We start from the raw sequence: 24,924 nt of genomic DNA, 5'->3' as shown, positions 1-24,924 counted from the left end.
GAAGACATGACTCTCACCGCGGAACGTCACGCCACCGCACCGCTCCAGAACGCCGGAGTGTTCGAACGGACCGATTTCCCCACCGACACCGCGCACGAGCAGGTGACGTTCTTCCAGGACCCCGCCACCGGACTCAAGGCGATCGTCGCGATCCACGACACCACCCTCGGACCGGCGCTCGGCGGCACCCGGTTCTACCCCTACGCCGACGAGGCCGCCGCCCTCAAGGACGTCCTGCGGCTGTCGCGGGGCATGACCTACAAGTCGGCGATCGCCGGAGTCGACCTCGGCGGCGGCAAGGCCGTCATCATCGGCGACCCGGCCACCGGAAAGTCGGAGGCGCTGCTCGAGGCGTACGCCCGCTTCGTCCAGACGCTCGGCGGGCGCTACATCACCGCCGGTGACGTCGGCACCAACTCCGACGACCTCGACGTGATGGGCCGCGCCACCGAGTACGTCGTCGGACGCAACACGTCCGCCGGCGGATCCGGTGACAGCGCCCCGATGACCGCCCTCGGCGTCTTCCAGGGCATGCGCGCCGGCGCGCAGGAGAAGTGGGGCACCCCGAGCCTCGCCGGACGCGTCGTCGGGGTCGAGGGCATCGGCAAGGTCGGCTACCAGCTGATCAAGCTGCTGCTCGCCGACGGTGCGTCGGTGGTCGCCACCGACGTCAACGCAGCCGCACTCGATCGGGTGGCCCGCGACTTCCCCGAGGTGAAGATCGCCTCCAGCGTCATCGACCTGGAACTCGACGTCTACGCACCCTGCGCGATGGGCGCCACCCTCACCGACGAATCCGTCGCCGCGATCACCGCCCAGGTGATCTGCGGGGCCGCGAACAACCAGCTCGCCCACCCGATCGTCGAGCACGATCTCGGTGACCGCGGCATCACGTGGGTCCCCGACTACGTCGCCAACGGCGGCGGACTCATCCAGGTCGCCGGCGAGCGGCTCGGCACGTCCGCCGACGACGTCCGCGCGCAGGTCGAGAAGATCTTCGCCACCGTCGTGCAGATCCTCGACATCGCGAAGCGGGACGGCATCCTCGCCGGCGCCGCAGCCGACGCCGTCGCCGAGGCCCGGATCGCGGCAGCGAAGTAGGCGGCTCCGCCGCCCGTGCGCCTTTTTGGTTGCTCCCACAACCAGAAAGGCGCACGGGCGCGAAGCGCCTAGGCCGTCAGCCGCCGGTGCAGCTCCCAGGCATTGCGCTCCACGCGGTTGGATTCGAGCATCCCGTCGGCGCGCACGTTCCACACGGCGGTGCCGATCAGGTGGATGGGCTGCCCGTCGGGTTCGGTGCCCATGAATCCGCGATTGCGGCCGGTCATCTCCCACAGCGACGCGACGCGGGAGCCGTCCGCGTTCTGGAACGTTTCGACGGGGATGAACTCCAGATCCTCGACGGTGGACTGGAACTTCAGCACCCATTCCTTGAAGTCGGCCCGGCCGCGGATCGTCTCTCCGCCGCTGACGATGACGAAGTTTTCGACCACGAGTTCGTCGATCGCGTGGGGATCCTGGGGTGACTGCCACACCCGGGCCCAGAAATTCTCGACTGCGTGAACTCCGTGTTGATGGGACATGCGTTCTTGCCTCTCTCTGGCTTGGATTTTCCAAGTTAGCATGGGTATGACGAGGTCGAGCCGTCGTTTTCTCACGATGTGGCCGGCTTCGTCAGTCGCCCGTGGGCGCCGGTTCTCCTCGCTGCACGTGCAGAGTCGATGCGGACACGCGTCGGCCGTCGTCGGTGACAAAGGCCAGGGACACGGCCTCGCCGGTGGTCTCGTCCGAGTATTCGGGGGAGGTGCTCCCCGGACGCGGCAGGTGGTCGCGACCGAACTGGCCCAGCGCCCCGATCACGACATGCAACTGCCTGCCCTTCTCGGTCAGCACATACTCCTGACGTTCCCGCGACCCCGCCTGGCGATACGCGCGGCGCTCGAGAATTCCCTCGTCGACGAGCAACGCCAGCCGGGCGGTGAGCACATCGGACGCCACACCGAGACTGCGCGTGAACTCCGAGAATCGGCTGTGACCCCAGAACGCGTCACGGACGATGAGCAGCGTCCACCGGTCGCCCAGGACCTCGAGCGCACGCGCGATGGAACAGCGGGCAGGCGTGGCCGGGGACGGGCTCATACGACGAGAATAGTCGCGCCAGGCTTGGCGGGTCCAAGTCAGCAGCTGCGCCGCCCGTGCGCGGCGAACGAGTGCAGGGACTCGCTAACCACGCACGGGCGCGGAGCGCCTCACGCCCGCATCCCGATGATGACGGCGTCGAGGAACTCGTCCGCGATCTCCTCGGGCGTCTCCGCGCCCGCGGGGGTGATCCACAGGTAGCTGTAGTTGAACATGCCCAGCAGGCCCTTCACCATCAGCCGCGGGAGCACGCGGAAATGCCCGTCGCGAATGCCCTGTTCCAACGCGTTCCGCCAATGCGATTCGTAGCGTTCACGTTCGACGATGATGCGATCACGACGCTCGTCCGTCAGCGCGTGGTACTCGCGGAAGAAGACCGTCCACTCCGCGCGGTGTTCGGCGATGTTGCGCATCAGCGCCCGGGCGAGGCCGCGCAGTCGCTTCTCCGGATCGGCCTCCGACAGCGCGAGTTCGTCGGCGACCGTGTTCATCTGGGCGAGTTGCCTGCTGCTGATCTCGTAGAGGACGGCCTCTTTGCTGCCGATGTAGTGGTACAGCGCCCCGCGGCCGAGCCCGACCGCCGTGCCCAGGTCGGCGATGCCGGTGCCGTGGTACCCCGATTTCGCGAACAATTCGGCGGCCACCTGCAGGACCCGGTCCCGGTTGGCGTCGTACTTGTCGCTCATCGAAGGGCCCCTTTGTCTCCCGGCGGTCGAAGGTGTGAGTCTAGACGGCCCGGATCACGGGTTCGGCGCGGCCGGGTCTGTGATCCGAGTGCGTGCGACGTGCACGATCAGGGCCTGCCCCTGGCTGCCGCCCCGCACAGCGCCGCCGCGCCGATGCCGCCCTCACCCGATCCGAGTGGACGCCGAGGCGGACGGCCGTCGACTTCCGCGTGACCACGACGGCGCAGGCACCGTCGGCCCAGCCGTCCTGAGCCTCCCGCGTGATGCCGTACCCGGGATTTCCGGCCTCGGTCAGCGCCCCCATCGACAACCCGGTGAAGGCATCGCGGAGGCCGTCGAACGCGAGGTGATCGATCAGGACCGCGTCGCCGCACGCGATCATTCGGTGCGCCGGCGTGATCGCGTCGATTCCCGACAGGCACATCCGGACTGCAGCGCACCGCCGATCGTGTCGCCGCCCAGTTCCTCGGCGGTGAGACCCGACAGATCCCATGAAGCGTCCGAACGGGGTTCGTGCCCCCGCCACGAGGACGGTGGGGTCTGAGTTCGTCATTGTCATCTCCTTCGAGGGCGGCGCCGACCCGCAGCCGAGCCCCGGCTGCAGGTCGGCGGATGGCCGGGTCAGGGTCGACGCGAGGTCTCGAATGCGTCGGAGAACGCGTACCCGTCGAGCAGTCGTCCCGCCGCCACCAGATACTGGATCGTCGGCGTGCCCTCCTCGAGCCAGTTGAGGCGGGCGTCCCGGTACAGGCGCTCGATCGGATGCGCACGCGTGTAACCGATGCCGCCATGGACGAGCAGCGCCCGGTCGGTCACCCGCCCGACCGCCTCGAGGCCGAACAGCTTGCACATACTGGCCTCGGCCGGAATCCGTTCGCCCGCATCCCACTTCCTCGCCGCGTCCGCCAGGATGCCGCGCAGGGCGTAGACGTCGGTGGCCATCTCCGCCAGGTACCGCTGGACCGCCTGCCGCGTGCCGATCGGCTTGCCGAACGTGACGCGGCTCTTGGCGTGGGCGATCGACAGTTCGAGGGCGCGCTCGGAGGTACCGAGCGAACTTGCCGCGATGAAGACCCGGCTGATCTCCAGGGCGCGTTCGAGATGCTCGTTGCCCTGCCCCTCGGCGCCGACGAGTGCGGTGGCGGGAACCCGGACGGAGTCGAGGGTGACGTGTCCGTGCTCGGTGCCCTTGCAGCCCATCGTCTCGGGCAGTGCCGCGATCGACAGGCCTTCGGTGTCGCGGGGAACGAGGAACGCGGAGACTTCGCGGTCGGTCGTCTTCGCGAACACGATGAAGTGAGACGCGATGTCCGAGTTGGTGATCAACCATTTCTCGCCGGTGATGACGTAGTCGTCGCCGTCTCGTACCGCGGTCGAGCCGAGGTCGGCTCCGGTCCCGAATCCCGGCTCCGTGAGCGCGAACGCGACCGAATTCCGGCCCGTCGCCGCGCCCGGAAGCACCGCCGCCTTCTGCTGCTCGTTCCCGATTTCGGAGAGCGCGTGGGCGAACGAGTTGTGCACGTGCACGATGACCCGCAGGCCGCCCTGCACCTTGGCGAACTCGGCGATGATCGGCAGGTACTGGGCGATCGAGAGTCCGCTGCCGCCGTACTCGCGGGGGACCAGCAGGCCGAGCGCGCCGATCCGGGTGAGGATCGGCATGACGATGTCGTGCGGAACCTGCTCGTCGTCCTCGATCAGCTGTTCCAGCGGATCGAGTTCGGACCAGATCGCTTCGAAGATGCGGTCCCGGAGGGTCAGGTACTCCGACTCCGGAATTCCGGCCGAATGCGTGAGTGTCGCGGTCATGGTGTTTCTTCCCTTCGTTGTGGGTCGTCACAGTCGTGGTGTGTCACAGCGCCCAGCCTCCGTCGACGGTGAGAACGGAGCCGGTGCAGAACGTGGCGTCTTCGCTGAGGAAGACTGCGGCCTTGGCGATTTCGTCGACGGTGCCGAATCGGCCCAGGACGGTGTCCTGTTCGATGCGCCTGCGCGCGGATGCGGGCACCGCGTCGGTCATGTCGGTGGCGACGAAGCCGGGGGCCAGGATGTTGACCCGGATGCCGTCACGGGCGACCTCCTTCGCGAGCGATCGCCCGAAGCCGACCATCGCCGATTTCGCGCTCGCGTAGGCGGTGTCGCCGGGGTGACCGATCACGCCGACGACCGACGACACCAGAACGATGCTCGGTGACGTGCCGTTCGCGAGGTGGGGTAGCGCGGCCCGGGCGAGGGCGACGGTGCCGCGGAGGTTCGTCTCGATCACGCTCCACCAGGCGTCCGGTTTCGTCGCGTTGAGCCGTCCGCCCGACCACTGACCCGCATTCAGGATCAGCGAATCGAGGCGTCCCCAATGGGAGACGACGTGCTCCACCGCGGAGGTCGCCGTGGTGTCGTCGTGCAGGTCGAAGTGGATCGGTAGTACCTGTTCAGGGGCGTTCGCGGTGAGCTTCTCGGCTTCGTCACGGCCGGTTCGGTACGTGCAACCCACCCGGCAGCCGCGCTGGGTCAGGCCGATGGTGACGGCGGCCCCGATGCCGCGGGAGCCGCCGGACACCAGTGCGACGCGGAGATCTTCGTTGTCGTTCTCGTTCATGCCAGAAATGTACTGACCGATCCAAAAATAGTCCAGAGCCGTCGAGAAATTTGATGTAAACGCACTTAATGATCGACTAACGCGAATGCCTTGAGGCTGGATCAATCGGTACAAAAATGCTTGCGGTCGACGCGGCGGCTGTGTTAAACCTGTGACTGCGGCCACACGGGGCGACGTCGCGGACGCGAGGTCCGATCGGCGAACTCCGGACGAGGCCCGACCGCTCGATCACAACCGCGGTGGCACCGGGCCGACAGGCAACCGCACCGCCCGACATCAGCAGCGATGGGAGATTCGATATGAGAGTCATCGACGACCTGGAGGTCACCCGGGTCGAACCCCGGAAGGTCGCGTTCGCGTCCTTCGTCGGAACCGCGATCGAGTGGTACGACTTCTTCATCTTCGGGACCGCGGCCGCCCTGATCTTCGGGAAGGCGTTCTTCCCGTCACTCAGTCCGCTGTCGGGGACACTCGCCGCGTTCGCGACGTTCGGCGTCGCGTTCGTGTCCCGTCCCGCCGGAGCCATCGTCTTCGGGCACTTCGGAGACCGCATCGGCCGCAAGAAGATGCTGGTGTTCTCCCTGGTGCTGATGGGGTCGTCGACCGTCGCCATCGGTCTGATCCCCACCTACGGCGCCATCGGTCTCGCGGCGCCCGTGCTGCTCGTCCTCGCGCGCCTTGCCCAGGGCTTCGCGGTCGGCGGAGAATGGGGCGGCGCGGTACTGATGGCGGTCGAACACGCACCGCGCGAGAAACGCGCGTTCTACGGCAGCTGGCCGCAAGCCGGCGTTCCCGCCGGACTCGTGCTCGCCACACTCGCGTTTCTCCTCGTCGAGCAGCTTCCGGAGGACCAGGTGCAGGCGTGGGGTTGGCGGCTTCCGTTCCTGGCCAGCGCCGGGCTGGTCGCGGTCGGCATGTACGTGCGGTTGAAGGTCGTCGAATCGCCGGAATTCGAGAACGTCAAGCGCGACAAGAAGATTGCCGACTTCCCGATCCTCGCGGTGCTGCGGGGTGAGAAGCGCGCACTCGGCGTCGGCATACTCACCCAGGCCGCCTCACTCGTGCCCTTCTACCTCGTCACCGTCTTCGTGCTGTCGTACGGCCCGAAGGAACTCGGCATCTCGCGGCAGACGATTCTGCTCAGCATCCTCGTCGCGTGCGTCCTCGACATCGTGTCCGTGCCCTACGCGTCGATGATCGCGGACCGGATCGGGACTCGGAAGATGCTGATCTACGGCTCCGTCTACATGGCCGCGATCGCGTACCCGTTCTTCTGGTTGCTGTCCACCGGCACGGGTGCCGCGGTGCTGCTGGCGATGATTCTGATCATCACCATCGGCCACGCCGTCACCTACTCCGCGGTCGCCGGATACGTCACCGGTCTGTTCCCTGCCGAGGTCCGGTACACGGGCGCGTCCGTCGCCTATCAGTTCGGCGGCGTCGTGTTCAGCGCGCCGGCACCGTTCATCGCGGTGGCGATCGCGGCCGAGACGGACGGTGCGTGGGCACTGGCCGCATACATCGCCGCGGCGTGCGCGATCACCGTCCTCGTTCTGACCCTGACGAAAACTGCAAAGGTGAACCACTGATGTCTCTCGACGGACCCGCGTCGCCCGCACTCGCCGCTGCCTGGCAGGACATCGAATCCCTGCTGGACCGCGACCCGTTCGGCGGCGACTTCAACACGGCACACGAGATCTGCACCCGCTACACCGCCGACCCGAATCGGGTGGCGCTGACCGTCCGGCACGAAGACGGGTCGGCCGACCGCTGGACGTACTTCGAACTCGACCGTCTCGCCGCCAAGGCGGCACGGGTGTTCGCCCGAGCGGGCCTGAAGCGGGGAGACCGCGTCGGCGGACTGCTGTCCCGACAGGTCGAGAGTTGGATCACCGCGCTGGCGGTATGGCGATCCGGGCTGGTGTACGTGCCGTTGTTCGGCGGTTTCGCCCCGGATGCGATCGGTCTTCGGCTCGACGCGGCAGGAGTCCGCGCGATCGTGGTCGATCGGCGGTACCGGCCGGCGCTCGCGGAGGCGCAGGCGACCCACGGACTCGACCCGGCCGTGTTCGTCGTCGGAGACGGCGCGGCCGGCGGGACCGACAAGTCGTTCTGGACCGAGGTCGACCTGGCCGCCGCCGACGGTCCGCTCGAGAAGACCGCACTGGGCGACACCGCCACCCTGCTGTTCACCAGCGGAACATCCGGAACACCGAAGGCGTGCACCATGACCCACGCCACGTTCGTCTCGGTCATGCCCTACGCGAAGACCGTTCTCGGGGCCACCCGCGACAGCATCGTCTTCTCCACCTCGGACCCGGCGTGGGCGTTCGGACTGTTCAGCACCGGCGCCGCCGTCATGGCGCTGGGCGTGCCGCGGGTCATGTACTCGGGCAAGTTCGTCCCCGAGGCCTGGCATCGCGTCATCAGGGAGGAGAAGGCGACGATCCTCACCACCGCGCCTGCCGCACTGCGGCGACTGACGGCGACGTTCGCGCAGGAAGGGGTACCGGCGTCGCTCCGCACCGTCGCCGCTGCCGGTGAACCGCTGACCGCAGCGGTCGCCGCAGACTGGGCCGGCACCGGTGCACCCGCCGTGCGCAACGGATACGGACTGTCCGAGGTCGGCATGCTGCTCGGCGACACCCAGGGCACCGAAACGCGGTCCGTTCCCGGCTGGATGTCCGCCGGGATCCCGGGTTTCGACACCTTCCTCGCCGACCGGGACGGCGAACCGGTGGCCGAGGGCCTGCCGGGATTGATCGCGGTACGGCAGCCCCGCCACCAGATGTCCAGCGGGTACGAGAACGCCCCCGAACTGTGGGCCGACCGCTGGCGCGGCGACGTGTTCCTCACCGAGGACCGCGCCGTCACAGACTCCGAAGGGCGGTGGCAGATACTGGGCCGGGACGACGACATGATCATCGCGTCGGGACACAACATCAGCCCGGTGGAGGTCGAGAACGCGCTGCTGCAGCACCCGGCGGTCGCGGACGCGGCGGCAGTCGCGTACGAAGATCCGGTCCGCGGCGGAGTGGTCCGGGCGGTCGTCGTCCGCGCGGACACCCCGGGTGACGACAGCGACCTCGTCACGCAACTGAAGCAACTCGTCGCGCAGCGCGTCGGGCCCTACGCGGCGCCGAAGGTCGTCGACTTCCGGCCCGACCTCCCACGCACCGAAGTCGGCAAGCTCCGCCGGGCGGCGGTCCGCGCACTCCCGTAGGGCGGCTCCGCCGCCCGTGAGTGGTTAAGGAGTCCCTGCACTCGTTAACCACTCACGGGCCGTAGGCCTAGGCTCTCCCTCATGGAAACCGAGTTCGTCCGCTGGACCGAGGACGGCACCGAGCATTCGGCGGTGTGGCGGTCCACCAGCGGGGCGGCGCCCCCGAAGAAGATCAGGGTCGCCGACGACTCGATGACCGCCGACGAGGCCTACCGTCTGGCGTGCGAGGGGACGGCGCTGCTGTGGCGCGGTGATTTCCACAACGCCCGCCAGCTCGGCACGGCCGTCGCCGCCCGCACCGACCGCAAGGCCCGCAAGACGTCCACGGACCCGGCCACCGCGTTCCATCTGCACCGGCAGACACAGTCGCGGCGGGCAGGCATCCTCGGGATGCTGCTGGTGCCGTTCGACGCCGACCAGACCGTTCCGTTGCGCCGCGCCCCCGACGTGCGGCAGGCGGTGCTCGCGGCATACGGACCGACCGACCAGCCGACGGTCACCACGCTGCGGGATCTGCTCGGCGCGATCGGCGCCCACGAGTGGCAGAAAAAGGGCGTCGAGATCCCCGCCCTCGGTGCGCGCATCCACCCCGGCTACGGCGTGTTCTCACCGATTCGCGGCGAATACGTCGACCTCGTCGCCGATACCCCGCTGCCTTCGCTCGCGACAGCGTTCGACATCGGCACCGGCACCGGCGTGCTGGCGGCCGTCCTTGCGCACCGCGGTGTCGAGAAGGTGATCGCGACCGAACTCGACGCGAACGCGCTGGCATGCGCGCGGGCGAATCTGGACCGGCTCGACTACGCCGGTCGGGTGCAGGTCGTGGAAACGGATCTGTTCCCCGACGGCCGGGCGCCGTTGGTCGTGTGCAACCCGCCGTGGATCCCGGCCCGGCCCACCTCGCCCATCGAGTACGCGATCTACGACCCGGACAGCCGGATGCTCCGCGGATTCCTCGCCGGCCTGGCCGAGCACCTCGAACCCGGGGGAGAGGGCTGGCTCATCCTGTCCGACATCGCCGAGCACCTCGGACTGCGAACCCGCGAGGAATTGCTGACCCTGATCGACGACGCCGGCCTCACCGTTCTCGGGCGGCGGGACGTGGCGCCCCGGCACGGCAAGGTCGCCGACCGCTCGGATGCGCTGCACGCCGCCCGCAAGCGGGAAGTGACGTCGCTGTGGCGGCTCGGCGCGCAGGACTGATGACCGCGACTGCGTGGTGTTCGGGCCGTACGACTCCGGCGTGACCCGCGGCGTCGACACGAGATCCGGGATCGTCCACAACGGTTCGCCGTCGCGCGATCGTAGGCGCCGTCACCGAGCAGCACCGGGAGGTGAGGGACACCGTCGTCACGCTCGTCGTCAGCCCGACCCGCGGCCGACGCGCCGCGATGCATCCGATGCACGTACGGCGCCTGGCCCCGGGCGAACCCTGACCGTTGAAAACACGTCGGTGCGACCAGTCAGCATGTCCGCCATGACGATCAGCGTCAACGAACCCATTTCCACGGCTTGTCCCAGAGTCCGGGCGGCGGCACGAAGGGTAGCTGGCCCAACTGTCCCGGCGGTGGGAAGAATGGCAGTTGGCCCAACTGTCCCGGCGGTGGGAAGAATGGCTGCTTCGCCGGTTGTCCGGGCGGTGGACCCAAGTCGGGTACCGAGATGCCGGGTAGCGGCGGTGGCCACGGATCAGCATTTGCCGGAACGGCGCCGAGTCCCAGCGTGGTGAAGCCCAGCGCACCGGCGACCAGGGCACGCGCCGCACTCGTTTTCAGATTCATCGTGACTCCTTCTGCGTCTGCTCGACCACTGGCTGTGGTGGGCAGACCACCGGTATGCACGCTTTTAGTGTGCGCCTGTGCGCATTTTTGTGGGTTACGGATGGGATTGCTGCGAAGTGGCGGCACTACCGCGTTTCAGGGGCCTCAGCCGAGCGCGAAACCGTCGACAGCTGCCGCTGCCTACCGAAGCATAAGGCCCCCAGATGCTTGCACGGTGCGGTGGAGCCTGGTCTGGCGGTCGTGGGAATGGTGACTTCCGTGTTGCCGTCGAGCGTGGGAAGTGGGTAGAGCGGGCAGGCTTGTGCGCCTTTGTGGTTGCTGCAGCTACCAGAAAGGCGCACGGGCGCTAGCGCTTCTTGACGTGCGTGACGATTTCCGGATCGCTCTGTCCGTTCGTCTTCATCTTCTTGTCGGCGCGCTTCTCCTTCAGCGACTTGCCGGATTTCTTCGACATGGAATTGCGGGGCGATTTGTCAGCCATGGACCATCCCTGAATGCGGAACCTGGACGGCTCCGATAGAGCCGACAGTACGCCATATCCCGGGAAACCCGGACCGATCGTCGAAACGGTCGCTTCTAGGACGACGGATCGTCGAACAGCGTCTGCTCCTCGGGGTTGTTGAACAGTCCCATCTGCTCGGGCCGCGGCTTGGTGTCGGGAGCGTTCTCCGTCGGCGGCAGTACGACGGTCCGGAGGGCGTTGCGCAGGGTGCGGACGACGCGCTCCCAGTGCTCCACCGACGCGTCGTCCGTGTCACGCAGACGGGACACCCACGCGGTGCCGGTGTCGAGGAGGGCGAGGATCCGGTCGCGGTCGTGACCGCACACGTCGGCGACGACGGCCGGATCGGTGTCGCCACCGCACCCGGGATCGAGATGGAACAGCGTCTGGAGTTCCTTCGGCAGATCGGTCGTCGACGTCCCGTTCCCGGTGTGGGGTGCCGACACAGGTTCGGGTTCCTCGTCGGGGCCGGAGTCCCGGTTGAAGAACAGTTCGCCGCCGAACCGCGCCGCGAAGTCGCTGTCGACGGTGCGCAGGAAATCGGCGAACGACTTGCAGCTGTCCGTAAGGTGCTGCGGGACGAACGGGTTGCCCGACACCTCCAGGAACGCCGACAAACGGTCGTCGACCAGCACGAACTTGATCCGTGACCAGGTGCGGTTGAGGTCGGCGGTGACCTCGGCCGCCCGGGTGCGGTCGCTGATGTCGTGCACCAGCGGCGCGAACAGTTGCACGTCGACGGTGTCGGCGAGCGGCCCGACGAACAGGATGGTGTTGCCCATCCGGATCGGGACGTCGCCGTCCGGGTCGCGTTCGGGCAGCAGCCCGAGCATCGGCACCAGCGAGAGCGTGATCAGTTCGTGCAGGTGCTCGACGTCCCGCGGGACCACGGCGGCCGCGGGGTCGAGTTGCGCGACCAGCGGCGGCCGCACCGCAATCGGGTCGAACGTGGCCTCGGGATCGGTGCTCGACGTCTCGGTACTCAGGAACGCGGGATGCGTGATTCCCCAGACGTCGCGGAACGCGGCCACCGCCATCGCGGCCAGCTGATCTGACCACGACAGCTTCTTGTCCACGTAGAACGCGGGGGAGCCGTCGTCCGGGTCGTCGTCTGGGCCGCGGGTCGGACGGTTCCAGCCCAGCTCGGTGAGGTACGTCTGCTCGGCCTCGGTCAGCGCGCGGTCGGGGTGCAGGTAGTGGTTCGACGGCACCTCGCAGCGCACTGTGTCGCCGTCCCACACCACGAACTGGATGCACGGCATCAGCCCCTGGGATTCGTCGAGTTCCTCGAATCCCGATTCGAGCACCAGTAGGTCCTCGTCCTGCATCGCCGCCAGATAGTCCGCGAGGCGCCGCTGGAACTCCGCCCAGTCGCGGTTCACGCTCGAATCCAGATCGAAGTCCTGCATGTCTGCTCCGTCCGGGTCGGCCACAGGTCACCTACTTCCGCTGTATACGGTAGCGGCGATCGCTGACACCGCAGCGCAGGAGGGGGTGCGGGGCTCAGACGGGGTGACCGGCCGCGATCCGTCCGGTCAGCCGGGTGACCGCGTCGAGGAGGTCCCACGACGTGCCCGGTTCCACCGCCACCGCCGTGTCGCCCCACACGAGATATCTGCCGTCGCTGTCGATGTCACGCCACGCCAGACCGCCGACCGGGCGCGGCGAGTGCCGCGCGCCGCGGACGACGGTGACGACCCCCTGACCCGTCGACGGGCGGTCGAGGATCCGGGCGACCTCCGCCTGCCGGTGCGCGGCATCCGCCCGGTCGACCACGACGCCGCGACGCGTGCCCGCGTCGGTGTCGGGCAGCTGCGCGATCAGCTGCCTGCCGACGTCGTACGGTTCACAGCTGCGGATCACCACCTCGCCGCCCGGATGCTGCACCGCCGCGATTCCGTGCCCGCGCGCGAGCGCCCCGATCAGGCGGATCGGCGTGCCGCCTTCGGAGCCGGAGATCTCGATCCGGAGGTCGGGTTCGGCGAGCACCAGCAGCGCCGACGCGAGCGGGTCGTGTTCCGGTCCGGAGAAGTCGGCGCGGATCCGGCGCTGCTCGGCCTCGTACTCGTCGGCGGTGGCCAGCGCGCTCGTGACCGTGAACGGATACGGGATGCGGTCCTGGCCGGTCCGCGCCCACGACGCCGAGAACTGCGGACCGCTCAACACCCAGTGCCCCACGACTATTCGCCGATCACCGCGGGCGTGACGAGGGGTAGTTTCCCGACGAGTTCGCTTCCCTCGTCGATGCTTTCGAGGTAGGTCGGTGGTTCCTCCTCGTCTTCGCGTGCGGCGGGCAGGGCCAGACTGCCGGGCCGTTCGGGGGCCGGCGCCCGGTGCGCGGCCACGATGCCGTGCGCGTACTGCGCCACCCCGCCGCCGACGGCCCCGGCCAGCGCCGCACCGGCGATCGAACCGGGAGCGGCCTGCGTGGCCTGGGGCTGGACCTGGTCACTCTCGCGAGGCTCGGAGTCCGCGCCGGGTTCAGGTTCGGGTTCGGCCACCTGCTGATCGCTGGGTACGCCGTGCACGCCGTTCGGTCCGATGTCGAAGCCCACCGGCCGCCCGTGTTCCGTCGCCGCACCGTGGGTCGCGGCGAGACCGTCGGTGGGGAGTCGATCGTCGGCAACCCGATACGCCGACGCGTACAGGGTATCCATGGTCGCCTTCGCGTCCTGTTCCGCGGCATCGGCGTCGGCTTCCGCGGTCCAGTTGCCGGGTAGCACCCGGGTCCAGTCGGTCGGGTGGTCCCCGGGCGGGCCGACCGCACCGCGTACCGCTTCGGCGCCGGCGCTCGCGTGCCGCAATGCCTCTCCCACGTCGGCGAAACGGCCGCCGACCTGCCCGGCCCGGGCGGCGTAGTCGTCGAGTGCCGACACCACCGCGGTCGCCGACCGTCCGCGCCAGCCGGTGCCGACCGCGGCCCGGGTCGTTTCGTGGAACGCGGCCACGGACTCCTGAAATTTTCGTCCGAGGTCGTCCCAGGACGCGGCGACCGCCTCGGACTCGGCGGGTCTCAGGGCGTCGACAGCACTGCTGATGGCGCGGTGATCCCAGGCGCCCGATCGAAAATTCTCCCCGCCATTCATCCCCGACCTCCGCTGCTGGACACTCTCGGTCCCGGAGTGGACCCCCCAATCCGGCGGGAAGCCACCTTACCGACTGCTGGACGGGGCTTGTCACCGCTCCCGATCTCCGAAAGGCTCGGATCCATGCCTTCGTTCTCGCCCGCAGTGTCCGGAACCCGCACCCGGCGGTCGTCCGCCCTCGCGGTCGGGGCCACGTCGTTCGCGTTCCTCGTCACGATGATGGGAACGACACTTCCCACCCCGCTCTATTCCATCTATGCGCAGGAACTGGCGTTCAGCGCCCTCACCGTCACGATCCTGTTCGCCGTGTACGCGGTCGGGGTCGTGGTCGCGCTCGCCCTGTTCGGGCGGCTGTCCGACGACCTCGGACGGCGTCCGGTGCTCTTTCTCGCGGTCACCCTCGCCGCGGTGAGTGCCGTGCTGTTCTTGTTGCCGTCCACGCTTCCGGTGTTCGTGGTGGCCCGGGTGATCTCCGGGCTGTCCGCAGGCCTCATGACCGGCACGGGCACGGCCGCGGTGATCGATCTGTTCCCGCCCGACCGCAAGGCCGCAGCCGGAATGCTCGCGATCGCGGTGAACACCGGCGGACTCGGATTGGGCACGCTCAGCGCGGGGGTGATCGCCGACCTCACCTCGAGTCCGCTGACCATTCCCTATGTGGTGAATCTCGTGCTCGCCGTCCTCGCGGGCGCCGCGTTGTGGCTGTTCGCGCCGGCACCGGCCACCCGCCCGACGTGGCGCATCCGACCTCGCCGCCTGCAGGTTCCGGCGTCGATCCGCGGCGCCTTCGTCACCGCCGTGCTCGCCGCCGGAACCGCATTCGCGGTGACCGGTGTGCTCACCGCCGTGTCGGCGCTGTTCCTGACCGAATATCTGGGGTCGAGGAGCCACACGATGGCCGGTCTCGTCGTGTTCCTGACGTTCCTGTTCATGGCCTTCGGTCAGCTCCTCGCACGCCGGATGTCGACGGCCGCCGCGATGCTCGTCGGGTGCCTCGCGTTGATCCCGTCAGCCGGCCTGCTGGCGCTCGCGCTGGCGAACATCGTGCTCGCGCCGCTGCTCGCGTCCGCGGTGGTGCTCGGCGTCGCCGGGGGCCTGTGCCTCAATGCCTCGATCGCCACCACCGTCGAACGGGTCGAGCAGCAGTTCCGCGGCGGGGTGTCGTCGGCGTTCTTCGCGGGGATCTACGTGATGCTGGCCGTCCCCGCGGTCGGTGTCGGCGTGCTCGCGCGGTTCACCGACCTTCGGGCCGCCGGGATCGTCTTCAGCGCGCTGGTCGCCGCGCTGGGTGCGGGGGTGGCCGTCGCGCAACTGATCGCGCGCAGACGGGCCTGAGCGTCAGCCTCGTGGCCTGGTGGTGACCGGCGGGATCGTGATCACCGGACGCGTCGTCGTGGTGGTGGTCGGCGCCAGTGTCGGTGCCACGGCGGCCTGCGGCGGAACGGTCGCCTCGGTCGTCGTGACGATCGGGGGCCGGGTCACCGGCGTGGTGACCGGGGCGAGGCTGATCGTCGGCGGAGGGGGAGGCGGAGGCGGCGCGAGCGTCGTCCGGACCGGCGGCGGGGGAGGCGGTGCGGGGGTCGTCGAGGGCGCGGGCGGCGGCGCGGTGGTCACCGGCGCCGGTTCGGTGGGGAGGGTGACGACCCGCGGGGTGGTCAGCTCCGCCATCTGCCAGGTGGGGGTCGGCGGGACGAACACCTGGAACGTCGCCGGTTCCGCGCTGTACGGCCCCGCGGCCTGCAGACCTTCCGACGACAGCGGTGGTGGCACGACTGTCGGTCCGCGACTGCCGAACGCGCCGCCTGCGGCGCCGATCATCAGCCCGGAGACCGCTGAAACGGTGGCAATCGCAAGCGCCCCGATCGCTACAGTCCTGTCGTCCATGCTTTACCCGTCGTCGGCGTGCAAATGCGTCCACCATAGAGGGCGTTGCCCCCGGCTGGTGCACGTGTCCGCAATCGAGTTGCCCGGGAGGGGTTCGCTCGAAGGTTGCCGGGCGGCCGCCGGGGTTCGGCGCACGCTGACGAGAACCCTTGCCCGGACGGGGTCGCGAGCCGACGATCGAGCGGTGTCCATACCGCTCCGACCGGGGGTAACGATGTCTCTGCTCGACAGATTGTTCCGCCGCCGCCCGCTGTCCGAACGAGCCGGGGCGGCCGTCGCCGCGTCGGCGATGCTGTTCGCTTCGTGAGCGCACTCGAGATCGTCGCCGACGTCCTCGTCCTCGGCGGCGGACCCGCCGCCACCTGGGCGGCACTGTCCGCGGCCCGGGAGGGCGCCCGGGTGGTGCTCGCCGACAAGGGGTACTGCGGAACCAGCGGTCCCACCGCGTCGGGTGGCAACAACCTGTGGAACATCCCGCCCGGCCCCGCCCGCGAACGGTCGGTGCAGGCCCGCTTCGAGGACGGCGGCCGGCTGTCCGAACCGGCCTGGATGTACCGGGTGCTCGAGGAGACCCACCGCCGGGTGGACGAACTGGCCGATTCCGGCTACCGGTTTCCGTCCGGCGACGACGGCCGGGAGGTGCGCACCAGCCTGCAGGGGCCGGAGTACATGCGCCGGATGCGCAGGCGCGTGCACCGGGCCGGGGTCACCATTCTCGACCACAGCCCCGCCCTGGAACTGCTCACCACCGGCGACGGCGTCGTGTCCGGCGCCGCCGGTCTGCAACGGCAGAACGGATACGCGCCGTGGTCGGTGCGCGCCGGGGCCGTGGTCGTGGCGACCGGCGGCTGCGCGTTCCTGTCGGGAAGTTTCGGAACGAACGTCGACACCGGCGACGGACTCCTGATGGCCGCCGAGGTCGGGGCGTCGTTCTCGGGCATGGAATTCTCGACCGCCTACGCGCTGGCCCCGGCGTGGAGCGGGCACACCAAGGGCTTGATGATGCAGTTCGCCACGTACTACGACGCGGACGGCCAGCCGCTCGGGGACGGCGGCTTCTCCGCACGCGGCGCCGCGATGGCGCACCTCGCCACCGGCCGCCCGGTGTATGCGCGGCTGGATCGGGCCCGGCCCGACATCCGCGCGGTCATGCGCACGTCGCAACCGAATTACTTTTTGCCGCTGGACAAGGCTGGCATCGACCCGTTCACGCAGAAGTATCCCGTGCGCGCGGTGCTGGAGGGGACGGTGCGTGGGACCGGAGGCATCCGGATCACCGGCACCGACTGCGCCAGTGACGTTCCCGGCCTGTTCGCAGCCGGCGACGCCGCCACCCGCGAGTTGATCACCGGCGGCCGCAGCGGCGGCGGCAGTCACAACGGGGCCTGGGCGATCTCCTCGGGAACATGGGCGGGCGCGGGCGCCGCCCGGTTCGCGCGGGGGCGTCCCGTCCCCGACGGAGTGCGCGGCGCGGGAACGGCCGGTCTGCGCGGCCCGTCCGCCCGGCGGCAAGCGTCGCGCGCCATCGTCGGACTGGTTCAGGAGCACACCCTGCCGCTGCGGCGCAGCTACCGGCGCAGCGCGACGAGCCTGCAGGACAGCGTGACCGCGCTCGACGAAGCCTGGTCGGGTGCCGCCGATCTGCTCGGCGGGAGCGAACGGGAACTGCTGCAGGCACGTTCGGCCGCCGCGATGCTCGCCGCGGCCCGGTGGGCGACCCACTCGGCGCTGGCGCGGACCGAGACCCGGGGCATGCACGTGCGCACCGACCTGCCCGACACCGATCCGTCGCAGACCCGTCGCCTGCTGTCGGGCGGAATGGGCGAAGTGTGGGTGCGGCCGGAACACGGCGCCGCCGAAAACAGGACGGTGGCGTCGTGATCGAGGTCGTCCTCGCCGACAGGTGCGTGCAGTGCGACATCTGCATCAAGGTCTGCCCGACGGACGTCTTCCGGCGCGGCGAGGACGGGGTTCCCGTCGTCGCGCACCAGGAGGACTGCCAGACGTGCTTCATGTGTGAGGCGAACTGTCCCACCGACGCGCTGTACGTCGCGCCGTTCGACACCCCGGTTCCCGAGGACTCCACCCACACCGACGCCGACGCGCTGGCGGAGTCCGGGGCGCTCGGCGCCTACCGCGCCGTGATCGGGTGGGGTGGCGGGCGCACGCCGGGTTCCACGCTCGACCGGAACCACCTGTTCGCACCCGTGAGTACTTCGTAACCGCCGGACGTTAACAAGCACTCACGGGGGTGGCCCTGCGGATGAACCGGCCGATCTCGCGGATGGCGCGGGTGCCTTCGGGGAGCAGTCCGGCGGCGGCCTGGAAGACGTGCACCTGCCGCTCCCACACCTGCAGTTCGCACGGCACACCGGCCTGGGACAGCCGCTCGGACATCAGTTCCGCGTCGACGTACACCATTTCCTGCGAGCCGGTCTGGATCAGGGCAGGCGGCATGGAGGCGAGGGAGCCGTCCACGGGGGACGTGGACGGCTCGTGCCCGCCCCGGGTGTCCAGGCGTTCGATCAGCCTGGACAGGGCACCGACCGCGCGTTTGGGGAAGACGGCGCAGAGGTCGGCGTTGGGATGGGCCAGCTTGTTCACCGGGTCGAGGTCGGTCAGCGGCGACAGCGCGACGTCGGCGGCGGGACGCGGCAGCCCCTGGCGCAGCGCTTCGAGCGTCACCATGAACGTCAGGAATCCGCCCGCCGAGTCGCCGGCGATGACGAGGCGGTCCGCGGTGTACCCGTGCGCGAGCAGCCACCGGTACCCGTCGACACCGTCCGCGACGGCCGCCCGGATGGGGTTCCGCGGGATCATCCGGTACGCGACGTTCAGCGTCGACGCCTGGGACTCCGCCGAGATCCGCGACACCATCTGGCGGTGCGAGTTGATCCCGCAGCACAGGAACGCCCCGCCGTGGAGGTAGAGGATCGCCCGGTCGCCGAGCTCACCCGGAGGCCGGATCCATTCGGCGCGGCAGTGCGGCAGCCGGACGGGCCTGCGCTGGGTTCCGCGGATGGGGCCGAGCGAGTACCCGAACAGGTCGACGACTCCGGTGGGCCACGGCAGTTCGGGGTAGCGCGCCCACCCGTCGAGGAACGGCCGGACCGTGCGGCGGAGGGTATGTGCGAGGGCCGCCGACTGCAGGCTGGTCCCGGCGAACTCCCGCCGCGTCACCGGGAGCGGTGACGGGCAGAATTCGTAAGTCGCAGTGCTCATTGCCTGCCTCCGTTCCGGCCTCGGTGCCCTTCGACGTGCTGCCTTCAGGTTTGCCACCTCTTTGCGCCGTACGGTCTACATCGAAGTAGGTCGCACGGACGCTACGCCCGACGTAGCATCCAGGCGGAAGTCGTAATGGGATAGTGACCGAGCGGGGGTGAACGTCCAGGTGGGGATCATGCCGGTTACCGATTCGATATTCCTTCTCGGCGAATCGCGAGAGCATCCGATGCATGTCGGATCGCTCGAATTGTTCACACCGCCGGAGGATGCCGGACCGGACTACGTGAAGTCGATGCACGAAACACTGCTGAAGCACACGGACGTGGACCCCACGTTCCGCAAGAAGCCGGCGGGCCCGGTCGGCAGTCTCGGGAACCTGTGGTGGGCCGACGAGTCGGACGTCGATCTCGAATACCACGTGCGTCATTCGGCCCTGCCTGCGCCGTACCGGGTCCGCGAATTGCTGACGCTGACGTCCCGGTTGCACGGCACGCTCCTGGACCGTCATCGCCCGCTGTGGGAGATGTATCTGATCGAGGGCCTCTCCGACGGCCGGTTCGCGATCTACACCAAGCTGCACCACTCGCTGATGGACGGGGTCTCCGGGCTGCGGCTGCTGATGCGGACGCTGTCGACCGACCCGGACGTGCGCGACGCGCCGCCGCCGTGGAACCTGCCGCGCTCGGGGTCGGCGAACGGAGCCGCCGCCCCCGACCTCTGGTCGGTGGTGAACGGGGTCCGCCGCACGGTCGGCGACGTCGCCGGTCTCGCGCCGGCGTCGCTGCGGATCGCCCGCACCGCGATGGGTCAGCACGACATGAGGTTTCCGTACGAGGCGCCCCGCACCATGCTCAACGTCCCGATCGGTGGCGCGCGCCGGTTCGCCGCGCAGTCCTGGCCGCTCGACCGGATCCATGCCGTGCGGAAAGCGGCAGGCGTCAGTGTCAACGACGTCGTGATGGCCATGTGCGCCGGGGGGCTGCGGGGCTACCTCGAGGAACAGAACGCGCTGCCGGACGAACCGCTGATCGCGATGGTTCCGGTGTCGCTGCGCGACGAGCAGAAGGCCGACTCCGGCGGCAACGCGGTGGGGGTGACGTTGTGCAACCTGGCGACGGACGTCGACGACCCGGCGGAGCGTCTGACGGCGATCTCCGCGTCCATGTCGCAGGGAAAGGAATTGTTCGGCAGCCTCACCTCGTTGCAGGCGCTGGCGTGGTCCGCGGTCAACATGTCACCGATCGCCCTGACGCCGGTGCCGGGGTTCGTCCGCTTCACGCCGCCGCCGTTCAACGTGATCATCTCCAACGTCCCGGGACCGCGGAAGACCATGTACTGGAACGGGTCCCGGCTGGACGGCATCTACCCGACGTCGGTGGTGCTGGACGGGCAGGCGCTGAACATCACGCTCACCACCAACGGCGGCAACCTCGATTTCGGTGTCATCGGGTGCCGCCGCTCGGTGCCGAGCCTGCAACGCATCCTCCACTACCTGGAGGCTGCCCTCGGCGAACTGGAGGCGGCACTACTCTGAGACGCTACTGCTTGGAGGCGCCGCGGGTTTCAGCGTCTGCCCGACTCCTGCTCGACGAGGGCCCGCCGCGATTCCTCGTGCAGCACGCCGAGCAGTTCGTGTTCGACGTCCGCGAATTCGGGTGACGTCATCATCGACAGTTCGCGGGGGCGGGGCAGGCCCACCGTCACCTCGCGCCGCACGGTGGCGGGCCGGGCGGACAGCACGACCACCCGGTCCGACAGGTAGACGGCCTCCCGGATGTCGTGGGTGATCATCAGGACGGTCCACCGGTAGCGCTGCCACACGTCCTGCAACCAGGTCTGCATCTCGGTGCGGGTCAACGAATCCAGGGCGCCGAACGGCTCGTCGAGCAGCAGCACGGGCCGGTCCTGGACGACGGTCCGCAGCATCGCGGCGCGCTGTCGCATGCCGCCGGACAGCTGGCTGGGGCGGGCGTCCTCGAACCCGCCGAGACCGAAGACGGAAAACAGTTCCCGGGCTTTGTCCCGCGCCTGTTTCCGGGGCACGCCCTGCACCTCGAGTCCGAGGGTGGTGTTGTCGAGGACGCTGCGCCACGGGAACAGCAGGTCCTTCTGCGGCATGTACGCGCAGTTCGACGGGCCACTGCCCGCGGGACGCACGGGCTCGCCGCCGATCGTGACGGTGCCGGCGTCCGGTTGGTCGAGTCCGGCGAGCATGGCGAACGCGGTGCTCTTCCCGCACCCGCTGGGGCCGATCACCGACACGAACTCGCCCGGTTCGACGGTGAACGAGACGTTGTCGAGGACGGGACGGATGCCGCCGCGGACGGGGAATCCCTTGCTCAGTCCGGACAGTGCGACGCGCGCGGTCTCACTCATGCCGGGCTCTCTCGTTCTTGATCCAGGGGGCGACGACGCGCTCCACCGCGAACGTGAGCAGGTAGAGGCTGACGCTGATCACGGCGGTGACGAGCACCGCCGCCAGCACGAGGTCGGTGCGGAAGGAGTTCTTCTGCGTGGCCATGTAGATGCCGAGACCGGACGTGGCCCCGACGTATTCGGCGAACACGGCACCCACGACGGCGTACGTGATGCCGATGCGCAGGGCGGTGAAGAACCGGGGGATGGCCGAGGGCAGCCGCACGTAGCGGAATTCCTGCCACCGGGAGGCGCCCATGCTGCGCAACAGCGCACCCGCCTCCCGGTCGGCGGCGGCGAAACCCTCGATCAGGCCGATCGTCATGGGGAAGAACGTGGCGAGGGCGATCACGAGGACCTTCGGCAGCAGACCGAATCCGAACCAGATGATCATCAGCGGCGCGATCGCGATGATCGGCAGCGTCTGCGACACGACGAACAGCGGAACGAATGCGCGTCGCAGCCACGGCGAGAAGTCCACGAGCACGGCGAGAGCCCACGCGCAGAGCAGGGACACGGCGAACCCGATCAGCGTCACCTGCAGTGTCGCGGAGGCGTGACCGGAGATGGCGTCCCGCGCCCGCCAACCCTGCTGGACGACCCGCAGCGGCGACGGCAGCACCTGCGGCCGGATACCGCTGACCGTCACGTACACCTGCCACGCGACGACCAGCAGCGCCACGACCACGACCGCGGGCAGTACCCGCCGCAGCAGCGGGGACGTGCCCGGGGCCGGGGTCCGGAGGGTCGGGTCAGGGCTGAGCGAGGTACTCATTGGTGAAATACGTCGACCAGTCGGGTTCCGTGGTCAGCGGTGCCCCGTCGGGGCCAGTGAGCAGGCCGTGCTGGAACAGGAAACCGGAGTACCCCGCCCACTGCTCGGCCGTCTGTGTCCCGACCTTTCCGGAAGCGTCCTTCATGTACTCGGAGGACAGCATCTGCTGGCTCTCCCGCACGAGGGACTCGTCCGTGAAGGCGCCGGGGTTGGCGTCGATCAACATCTGCGCGGCCTCGTCCGGCCGGTCGGCGGCGAACTGGTAGCCGCGCTGCAGGGCCTGGACGAACTTGCGGGCCTGCTCGGGATGCTCGTCCATCCACTGCTCGTTGCCCTCGATGACGAGTGCGTACGCGTCCGGGAAGCCGTAGTCGGTGTAGTGGAAGTAGCGCATCGGGGTGCCCCGGTGCTCGGCCTCGATGCCCTCCCAGCCGAAGAACGACACGGTGAAGTCGGCGGTGCCGGAGTACACGGCCTCGTAGGCCGACGTGCCGAGCGTGACGGTGGTGAATTCGCCCTTGCCGCCGTCGTTCCGGATGATCTGCTTCAGCGTCTCCTCGCCGTCGGGGTCCGCGAAACCGGCGTAGATCTTGCCGTCGAGATCCCGGGGGCGGGTGATGTCGGCGCGATCCGCCTTCACCGCGATGCCCGTCGCCCAGTGCTGCAGCGGGGCCATGACCGACGTGGTCTGGGCGCCCGCGGCCTTCGAGAACGTCGCGGAACTCTGGAAGCTCACGCCGAACTCCGCGTTGCCGGCGTCGACGAGGGTGTCGGGTGAGGTGTCGTTGTACGGCAGAACCTGCACGTCGAGTCCGGCGTCCGCGAACCAGCCCTCCTGCTGGGCGACGAACAGTCCGGTGTGGTTGGTGTTCGGCGTCCAGTCGAGTGCGAACCGGATGGTGTCGTCGGACTGTGAGTCGCCGGCGCAGCCGGTGAGCATCGACAGGGCCGAGACGAGGATGACGGCTGCGGTGGCAGCGCGCTTGGTACGGGAGAAAAGTGTCACGACGCCGGCCATTCCTGCTTGTTGAGTGCGGTGTCCCAGAACATGAGTTCGTAGCGGCTGGCGATCGTGAACGCCTCCACCATCGCCTCGCGCTGGGCGTCGGTCGCGGCCTCCGCGGCGGCGTCCACGAGTTCGCGGGCCTTCGCGACGGCGGCGTGGAACTCCTCCGCGTCGTACGTGGTCACCCACTGTGCGTACGGGTGCGTCGGGTCGGCGGCCAGCACGTCCCGGGCGCTCGCCGCCAGCCGGCGTCCCACGTCGGCGTAGATCCAGAAGCACGGCAGCACCGCGGCGGCGGACACCGCGTACGGCTCGGTGGCGGCGACCGCCGTCAGGTAGGAGATGTACCCGAGGCAGGCCTGCGAATGCTGCGGTTCGGCGTCCGACGCGGGGAGCCGTCCGCTGGTCAGCAGATTCTGGTGCAATGTCGCCTCGACCGTGGCGGCCTCGGCTGCCGAGCCGGCCCAGAAGCCGGCCTCGACGGGGCCCGGCGCATGCGCGGCGACCAGGGACAGGGCCTTCGCGTATCCGGTCAGGTACAGGAAATCCTGCTCGATGTACGTGCGGAACACGTCCAGCGGCAGTGTTCCGTCGCCGAGGCGGCGGAGGAACTCGAGTTCGTCGATCGCTTCGCGCAGCACCTTGGTCCGGTCCCACAAGTGGTCCGTGAATCGGGCGTGCTGGCCTGCGCCCGCAGCACCTTGGACAGAGCTATTCACAACGTTGACATCCCTTCGTCAGCATTACCTGAGCAGGTTCCCGGGTGTGTTCTCAGCCCCGCCCGTGCGGAGCACCCCGTGTCAGAACAAGCCGACCCTAGCACCGGCCGTGCCGCGAACGGAAAGGCCCCGGGTGGGTGGACGGGCTCAGCCTGCGAGGAACGCGGCCGCTCCCGGCGGGAGGGGCGCGGGGCCGCGCGTGTAGATCTCGGCGGGCCTGCCGGTCCCGACGACGGCCATGTCGCCGGTGTGCTCGAGGGCGGGCATCATGTGCCGGCGGAACGAGTCCTTCGGGAGGGGACGGCCGAACACCACCTCGTAGACCCGGCGGAGTTCGAGCACCGTGAACGTGTCGCCGGCCAGCCCCGACGGGTCGACGGACCGCGCGTACCGCTCGCGCAGGTCGGCGACGGCGAGGGTGACGACGTCCGCGTGGTCGAACGCGAGGTCCTGCGTCACCCGGTCGCCGTCGACGGGGATCAGCAGGGCGTCGCGGGGGAGTGCCGTGCGCGGCAGCGCCGCACCGTGCGTCATCGACAGCACCCACCCGCGGTCGTCGCGGGCGGGGTCGTCGAACATCGCCAACTGGTGGAACTCGGCACCCGCCAGTCCGGCCTTGATCCGCAGGCACCGCTCGGCGGCGTCCCGCAGCCGCTCGCCCTTGTGGAGGAAGGTGCCCGGAAGCGCGAGCCGGCCCGAACGGTGCGGAACCACAAGCACTTTCAGCTCGGCGCCGTCGACGGTGAGGACGGCGACGTCGACCGCCACGGACGGCCGCGGGTAGTCGAGGAGACTCTTGCCCTCGGGATCGGTCGATGCGGCCACGGAGCACATGTTAGCGCGCGGTTGATCTATATCGCGTTCGAACGGTCCTGCCTGCGCATCGT

General features: G+C 69.3%; 26 protein-coding genes and 1 riboswitch. Of the genes, 8 read left to right on the top strand and 18 right to left on the bottom strand.

What is annotated here, in order from left to right:
- Nucleotides 1–6 precede the first annotated feature (6 nt).
- A complete protein-coding gene (locus tag JWS14_RS08325) occupies nucleotides 7–1,101 on the top strand; it encodes a Glu/Leu/Phe/Val family dehydrogenase (protein ID WP_206012850.1) in 1,095 nt (364 codons plus the stop codon).
- A gap of 68 nt (nucleotides 1,102–1,169) precedes the next feature.
- Here the strand turns inward: JWS14_RS08325 and JWS14_RS08320 are convergent, their stop codons facing one another.
- The 6 genes from JWS14_RS08320 to JWS14_RS08295 all read right to left on the bottom strand — a co-directional run bounded on the left by JWS14_RS08320 (nucleotide 1,170) and on the right by JWS14_RS08295 (nucleotide 5,421).
- Nucleotides 1,170–1,583 carry an ester cyclase gene (locus JWS14_RS08320; RefSeq protein ID WP_095865777.1) on the bottom strand — a complete coding sequence of 138 codons (414 nt, stop codon included), beginning with the start codon at nucleotides 1,581–1,583 and terminating at the stop codon, nucleotides 1,170–1,172.
- A gap of 91 nt (nucleotides 1,584–1,674) precedes the next feature.
- Nucleotides 1,675–2,139, bottom strand: coding sequence for a winged helix-turn-helix transcriptional regulator (locus JWS14_RS08315; RefSeq protein ID WP_072945886.1), 465 nt, complete (start codon nucleotides 2,137–2,139; stop codon nucleotides 1,675–1,677).
- Nucleotides 2,140–2,249: 110 nt separating this feature from the next.
- The gene (locus JWS14_RS08310) at nucleotides 2,250–2,825 is read right to left on the bottom strand and encodes a TetR/AcrR family transcriptional regulator (protein WP_072945888.1); all 576 of its coding nucleotides are present in this window, start codon (nucleotides 2,823–2,825) and stop codon (nucleotides 2,250–2,252) included.
- A gap of 40 nt (nucleotides 2,826–2,865) precedes the next feature.
- Complete coding sequence (locus JWS14_RS08305; RefSeq protein ID WP_241031288.1) at nucleotides 2,866–3,378, bottom strand: acetyl-CoA C-acetyltransferase; 513 nt, start codon at nucleotides 3,376–3,378, stop codon at nucleotides 2,866–2,868.
- Between the two features lie 68 nt (nucleotides 3,379–3,446).
- Complete coding sequence (locus JWS14_RS08300) at nucleotides 3,447–4,634, bottom strand: acyl-CoA dehydrogenase family protein (RefSeq protein WP_072945892.1); 1,188 nt, start codon at nucleotides 4,632–4,634, stop codon at nucleotides 3,447–3,449.
- Between the two features lie 43 nt (nucleotides 4,635–4,677).
- Entirely contained in the window at nucleotides 4,678–5,421 is a 744-nt protein-coding gene (locus JWS14_RS08295) for an SDR family NAD(P)-dependent oxidoreductase (protein WP_206012849.1), read from the bottom strand.
- Between the two features lie 299 nt (nucleotides 5,422–5,720).
- Here JWS14_RS08295 and JWS14_RS08290 point away from each other — a divergent pair, with 299 nt between their 5' ends.
- From JWS14_RS08290 to JWS14_RS08280, 3 genes are all read left to right on the top strand, one after another.
- Nucleotides 5,721–7,010 carry an MFS transporter gene (locus tag JWS14_RS08290; RefSeq protein WP_206012848.1) on the top strand — a complete coding sequence of 430 codons (1,290 nt, stop codon included), beginning with the start codon at nucleotides 5,721–5,723 and terminating at the stop codon, nucleotides 7,008–7,010.
- On the top strand, nucleotides 7,010–8,644 hold the full coding sequence (locus JWS14_RS08285; protein WP_206012847.1) for an AMP-binding protein: 1,635 nt from the start codon (nucleotides 7,010–7,012) through the stop codon (nucleotides 8,642–8,644). Before JWS14_RS08290 ends, JWS14_RS08285 begins: the two co-directional genes overlap by 1 nt.
- Before the next feature lie 81 nt (nucleotides 8,645–8,725).
- Nucleotides 8,726–9,847 (top strand): methyltransferase, encoded by a 1,122-nt coding sequence (locus tag JWS14_RS08280; protein ID WP_206012846.1) that lies wholly within the window; start codon nucleotides 8,726–8,728, stop codon nucleotides 9,845–9,847.
- A gap of 287 nt (nucleotides 9,848–10,134) precedes the next feature.
- On the opposite strand, the gene JWS14_RS08275 is transcribed toward JWS14_RS08280, so the two are convergent.
- The 5 genes from JWS14_RS08275 to JWS14_RS08260 all read right to left on the bottom strand — a co-directional run bounded on the left by JWS14_RS08275 (nucleotide 10,135) and on the right by JWS14_RS08260 (nucleotide 14,013).
- Nucleotides 10,135–10,425 (bottom strand): hypothetical protein, encoded by a 291-nt coding sequence (locus tag JWS14_RS08275; protein ID WP_072945903.1) that lies wholly within the window; start codon nucleotides 10,423–10,425, stop codon nucleotides 10,135–10,137.
- A gap of 346 nt (nucleotides 10,426–10,771) precedes the next feature.
- Entirely contained in the window at nucleotides 10,772–10,906 is a 135-nt protein-coding gene (locus tag JWS14_RS51145) for a hypothetical protein (RefSeq protein WP_255315001.1), read from the bottom strand.
- A 95-nt stretch (nucleotides 10,907–11,001) separates the two neighbouring features.
- Complete coding sequence (locus JWS14_RS08270) at nucleotides 11,002–12,360, bottom strand: T3SS (YopN, CesT) and YbjN peptide-binding chaperone 1 (protein ID WP_083395813.1); 1,359 nt, start codon at nucleotides 12,358–12,360, stop codon at nucleotides 11,002–11,004.
- A gap of 70 nt (nucleotides 12,361–12,430) precedes the next feature.
- Nucleotides 12,431–13,093: an ESX secretion-associated protein EspG gene (locus tag JWS14_RS08265; protein ID WP_206012845.1), complete on the bottom strand. Its 663-nt coding sequence runs from the start codon at nucleotides 13,091–13,093 to the stop codon at nucleotides 12,431–12,433.
- Between the two features lie 14 nt (nucleotides 13,094–13,107).
- Nucleotides 13,108–14,013, bottom strand: coding sequence for a PPE domain-containing protein (locus JWS14_RS08260; protein WP_206012844.1), 906 nt, complete (start codon nucleotides 14,011–14,013; stop codon nucleotides 13,108–13,110).
- Between the two features lie 123 nt (nucleotides 14,014–14,136).
- On the opposite strand from JWS14_RS08260, the gene JWS14_RS08255 reads away from it, so the two are divergent.
- On the top strand, nucleotides 14,137–15,348 hold the full coding sequence (locus JWS14_RS08255; protein ID WP_206012843.1) for an MFS transporter: 1,212 nt from the start codon (nucleotides 14,137–14,139) through the stop codon (nucleotides 15,346–15,348).
- A gap of 3 nt (nucleotides 15,349–15,351) precedes the next feature.
- Here the strand turns inward: JWS14_RS08255 and JWS14_RS08250 are convergent, their stop codons facing one another.
- Nucleotides 15,352–15,897, bottom strand: coding sequence for a hypothetical protein (locus JWS14_RS08250; protein ID WP_072945910.1), 546 nt, complete (start codon nucleotides 15,895–15,897; stop codon nucleotides 15,352–15,354).
- A 303-nt stretch (nucleotides 15,898–16,200) separates the two neighbouring features.
- On the opposite strand from JWS14_RS08250, the gene JWS14_RS08245 reads away from it, so the two are divergent.
- Nucleotides 16,201–17,778: an FAD-binding protein gene (locus JWS14_RS08245; protein WP_206012842.1), complete on the top strand. Its 1,578-nt coding sequence runs from the start codon at nucleotides 16,201–16,203 to the stop codon at nucleotides 17,776–17,778.
- Nucleotides 17,775–18,119, top strand: a complete 345-nt coding sequence (locus JWS14_RS08240) for a 4Fe-4S dicluster domain-containing protein (RefSeq protein ID WP_095865769.1) — start codon at nucleotides 17,775–17,777, stop codon at nucleotides 18,117–18,119. Before JWS14_RS08245 ends, JWS14_RS08240 begins: the two co-directional genes overlap by 4 nt.
- 10 nt (nucleotides 18,120–18,129) lie before the next feature.
- On the opposite strand, the gene JWS14_RS08235 is transcribed toward JWS14_RS08240, so the two are convergent.
- Nucleotides 18,130–19,119, bottom strand: a complete 990-nt coding sequence (locus JWS14_RS08235; RefSeq protein ID WP_206012841.1) for an alpha/beta hydrolase — start codon at nucleotides 19,117–19,119, stop codon at nucleotides 18,130–18,132.
- A 178-nt stretch (nucleotides 19,120–19,297) separates the two neighbouring features.
- Between JWS14_RS08235 and JWS14_RS08230 the strand changes: the two genes are divergently transcribed.
- The gene (locus JWS14_RS08230; protein ID WP_095865916.1) at nucleotides 19,298–20,656 is read left to right on the top strand and encodes a WS/DGAT/MGAT family O-acyltransferase; all 1,359 of its coding nucleotides are present in this window, start codon (nucleotides 19,298–19,300) and stop codon (nucleotides 20,654–20,656) included.
- 29 nt (nucleotides 20,657–20,685) lie between these two features.
- On the opposite strand, the gene JWS14_RS08225 is transcribed toward JWS14_RS08230, so the two are convergent.
- The 5 genes from JWS14_RS08225 to JWS14_RS08205 all read right to left on the bottom strand — a co-directional run bounded on the left by JWS14_RS08225 (nucleotide 20,686) and on the right by JWS14_RS08205 (nucleotide 24,862).
- Complete coding sequence (locus JWS14_RS08225) at nucleotides 20,686–21,498, bottom strand: ABC transporter ATP-binding protein (RefSeq protein WP_072945919.1); 813 nt, start codon at nucleotides 21,496–21,498, stop codon at nucleotides 20,686–20,688.
- Nucleotides 21,491–22,312: an ABC transporter permease gene (locus tag JWS14_RS08220; protein WP_072945921.1), complete on the bottom strand. Its 822-nt coding sequence runs from the start codon at nucleotides 22,310–22,312 to the stop codon at nucleotides 21,491–21,493. The genes JWS14_RS08225 and JWS14_RS08220 overlap by 8 nt, the downstream gene beginning before the upstream one ends.
- Nucleotides 22,290–23,330, bottom strand: coding sequence for an ABC transporter substrate-binding protein (locus JWS14_RS08215; RefSeq protein WP_072945923.1), 1,041 nt, complete (start codon nucleotides 23,328–23,330; stop codon nucleotides 22,290–22,292). Before JWS14_RS08215 ends, JWS14_RS08220 begins: the two co-directional genes overlap by 23 nt.
- Nucleotides 23,315–24,037 (bottom strand): TenA family protein, encoded by a 723-nt coding sequence (locus tag JWS14_RS08210; protein ID WP_206012840.1) that lies wholly within the window; start codon nucleotides 24,035–24,037, stop codon nucleotides 23,315–23,317. The genes JWS14_RS08215 and JWS14_RS08210 overlap by 16 nt, the downstream gene beginning before the upstream one ends.
- A riboswitch (TPP riboswitch) is annotated at nucleotides 24,031–24,126 on the bottom strand. It overlaps the preceding gene by 7 nt.
- Nucleotides 24,127–24,184: 58 nt before the next feature.
- On the bottom strand, nucleotides 24,185–24,862 hold the full coding sequence (locus JWS14_RS08205; protein ID WP_206012839.1) for an NUDIX hydrolase: 678 nt from the start codon (nucleotides 24,860–24,862) through the stop codon (nucleotides 24,185–24,187).
- Nucleotides 24,863–24,924 lie beyond the last annotated feature (62 nt).

It is taken from the genome of Rhodococcus koreensis (assembly GCF_017068375.1).
In the GTDB taxonomy this organism is placed as follows: domain Bacteria; phylum Actinomycetota; class Actinomycetes; order Mycobacteriales; family Mycobacteriaceae; genus Rhodococcus_F; species Rhodococcus_F koreensis.
The sequence above is the reverse complement of the archived record's forward strand: the minus strand, read 5'-3'. Positions and strand labels throughout refer to the sequence as shown.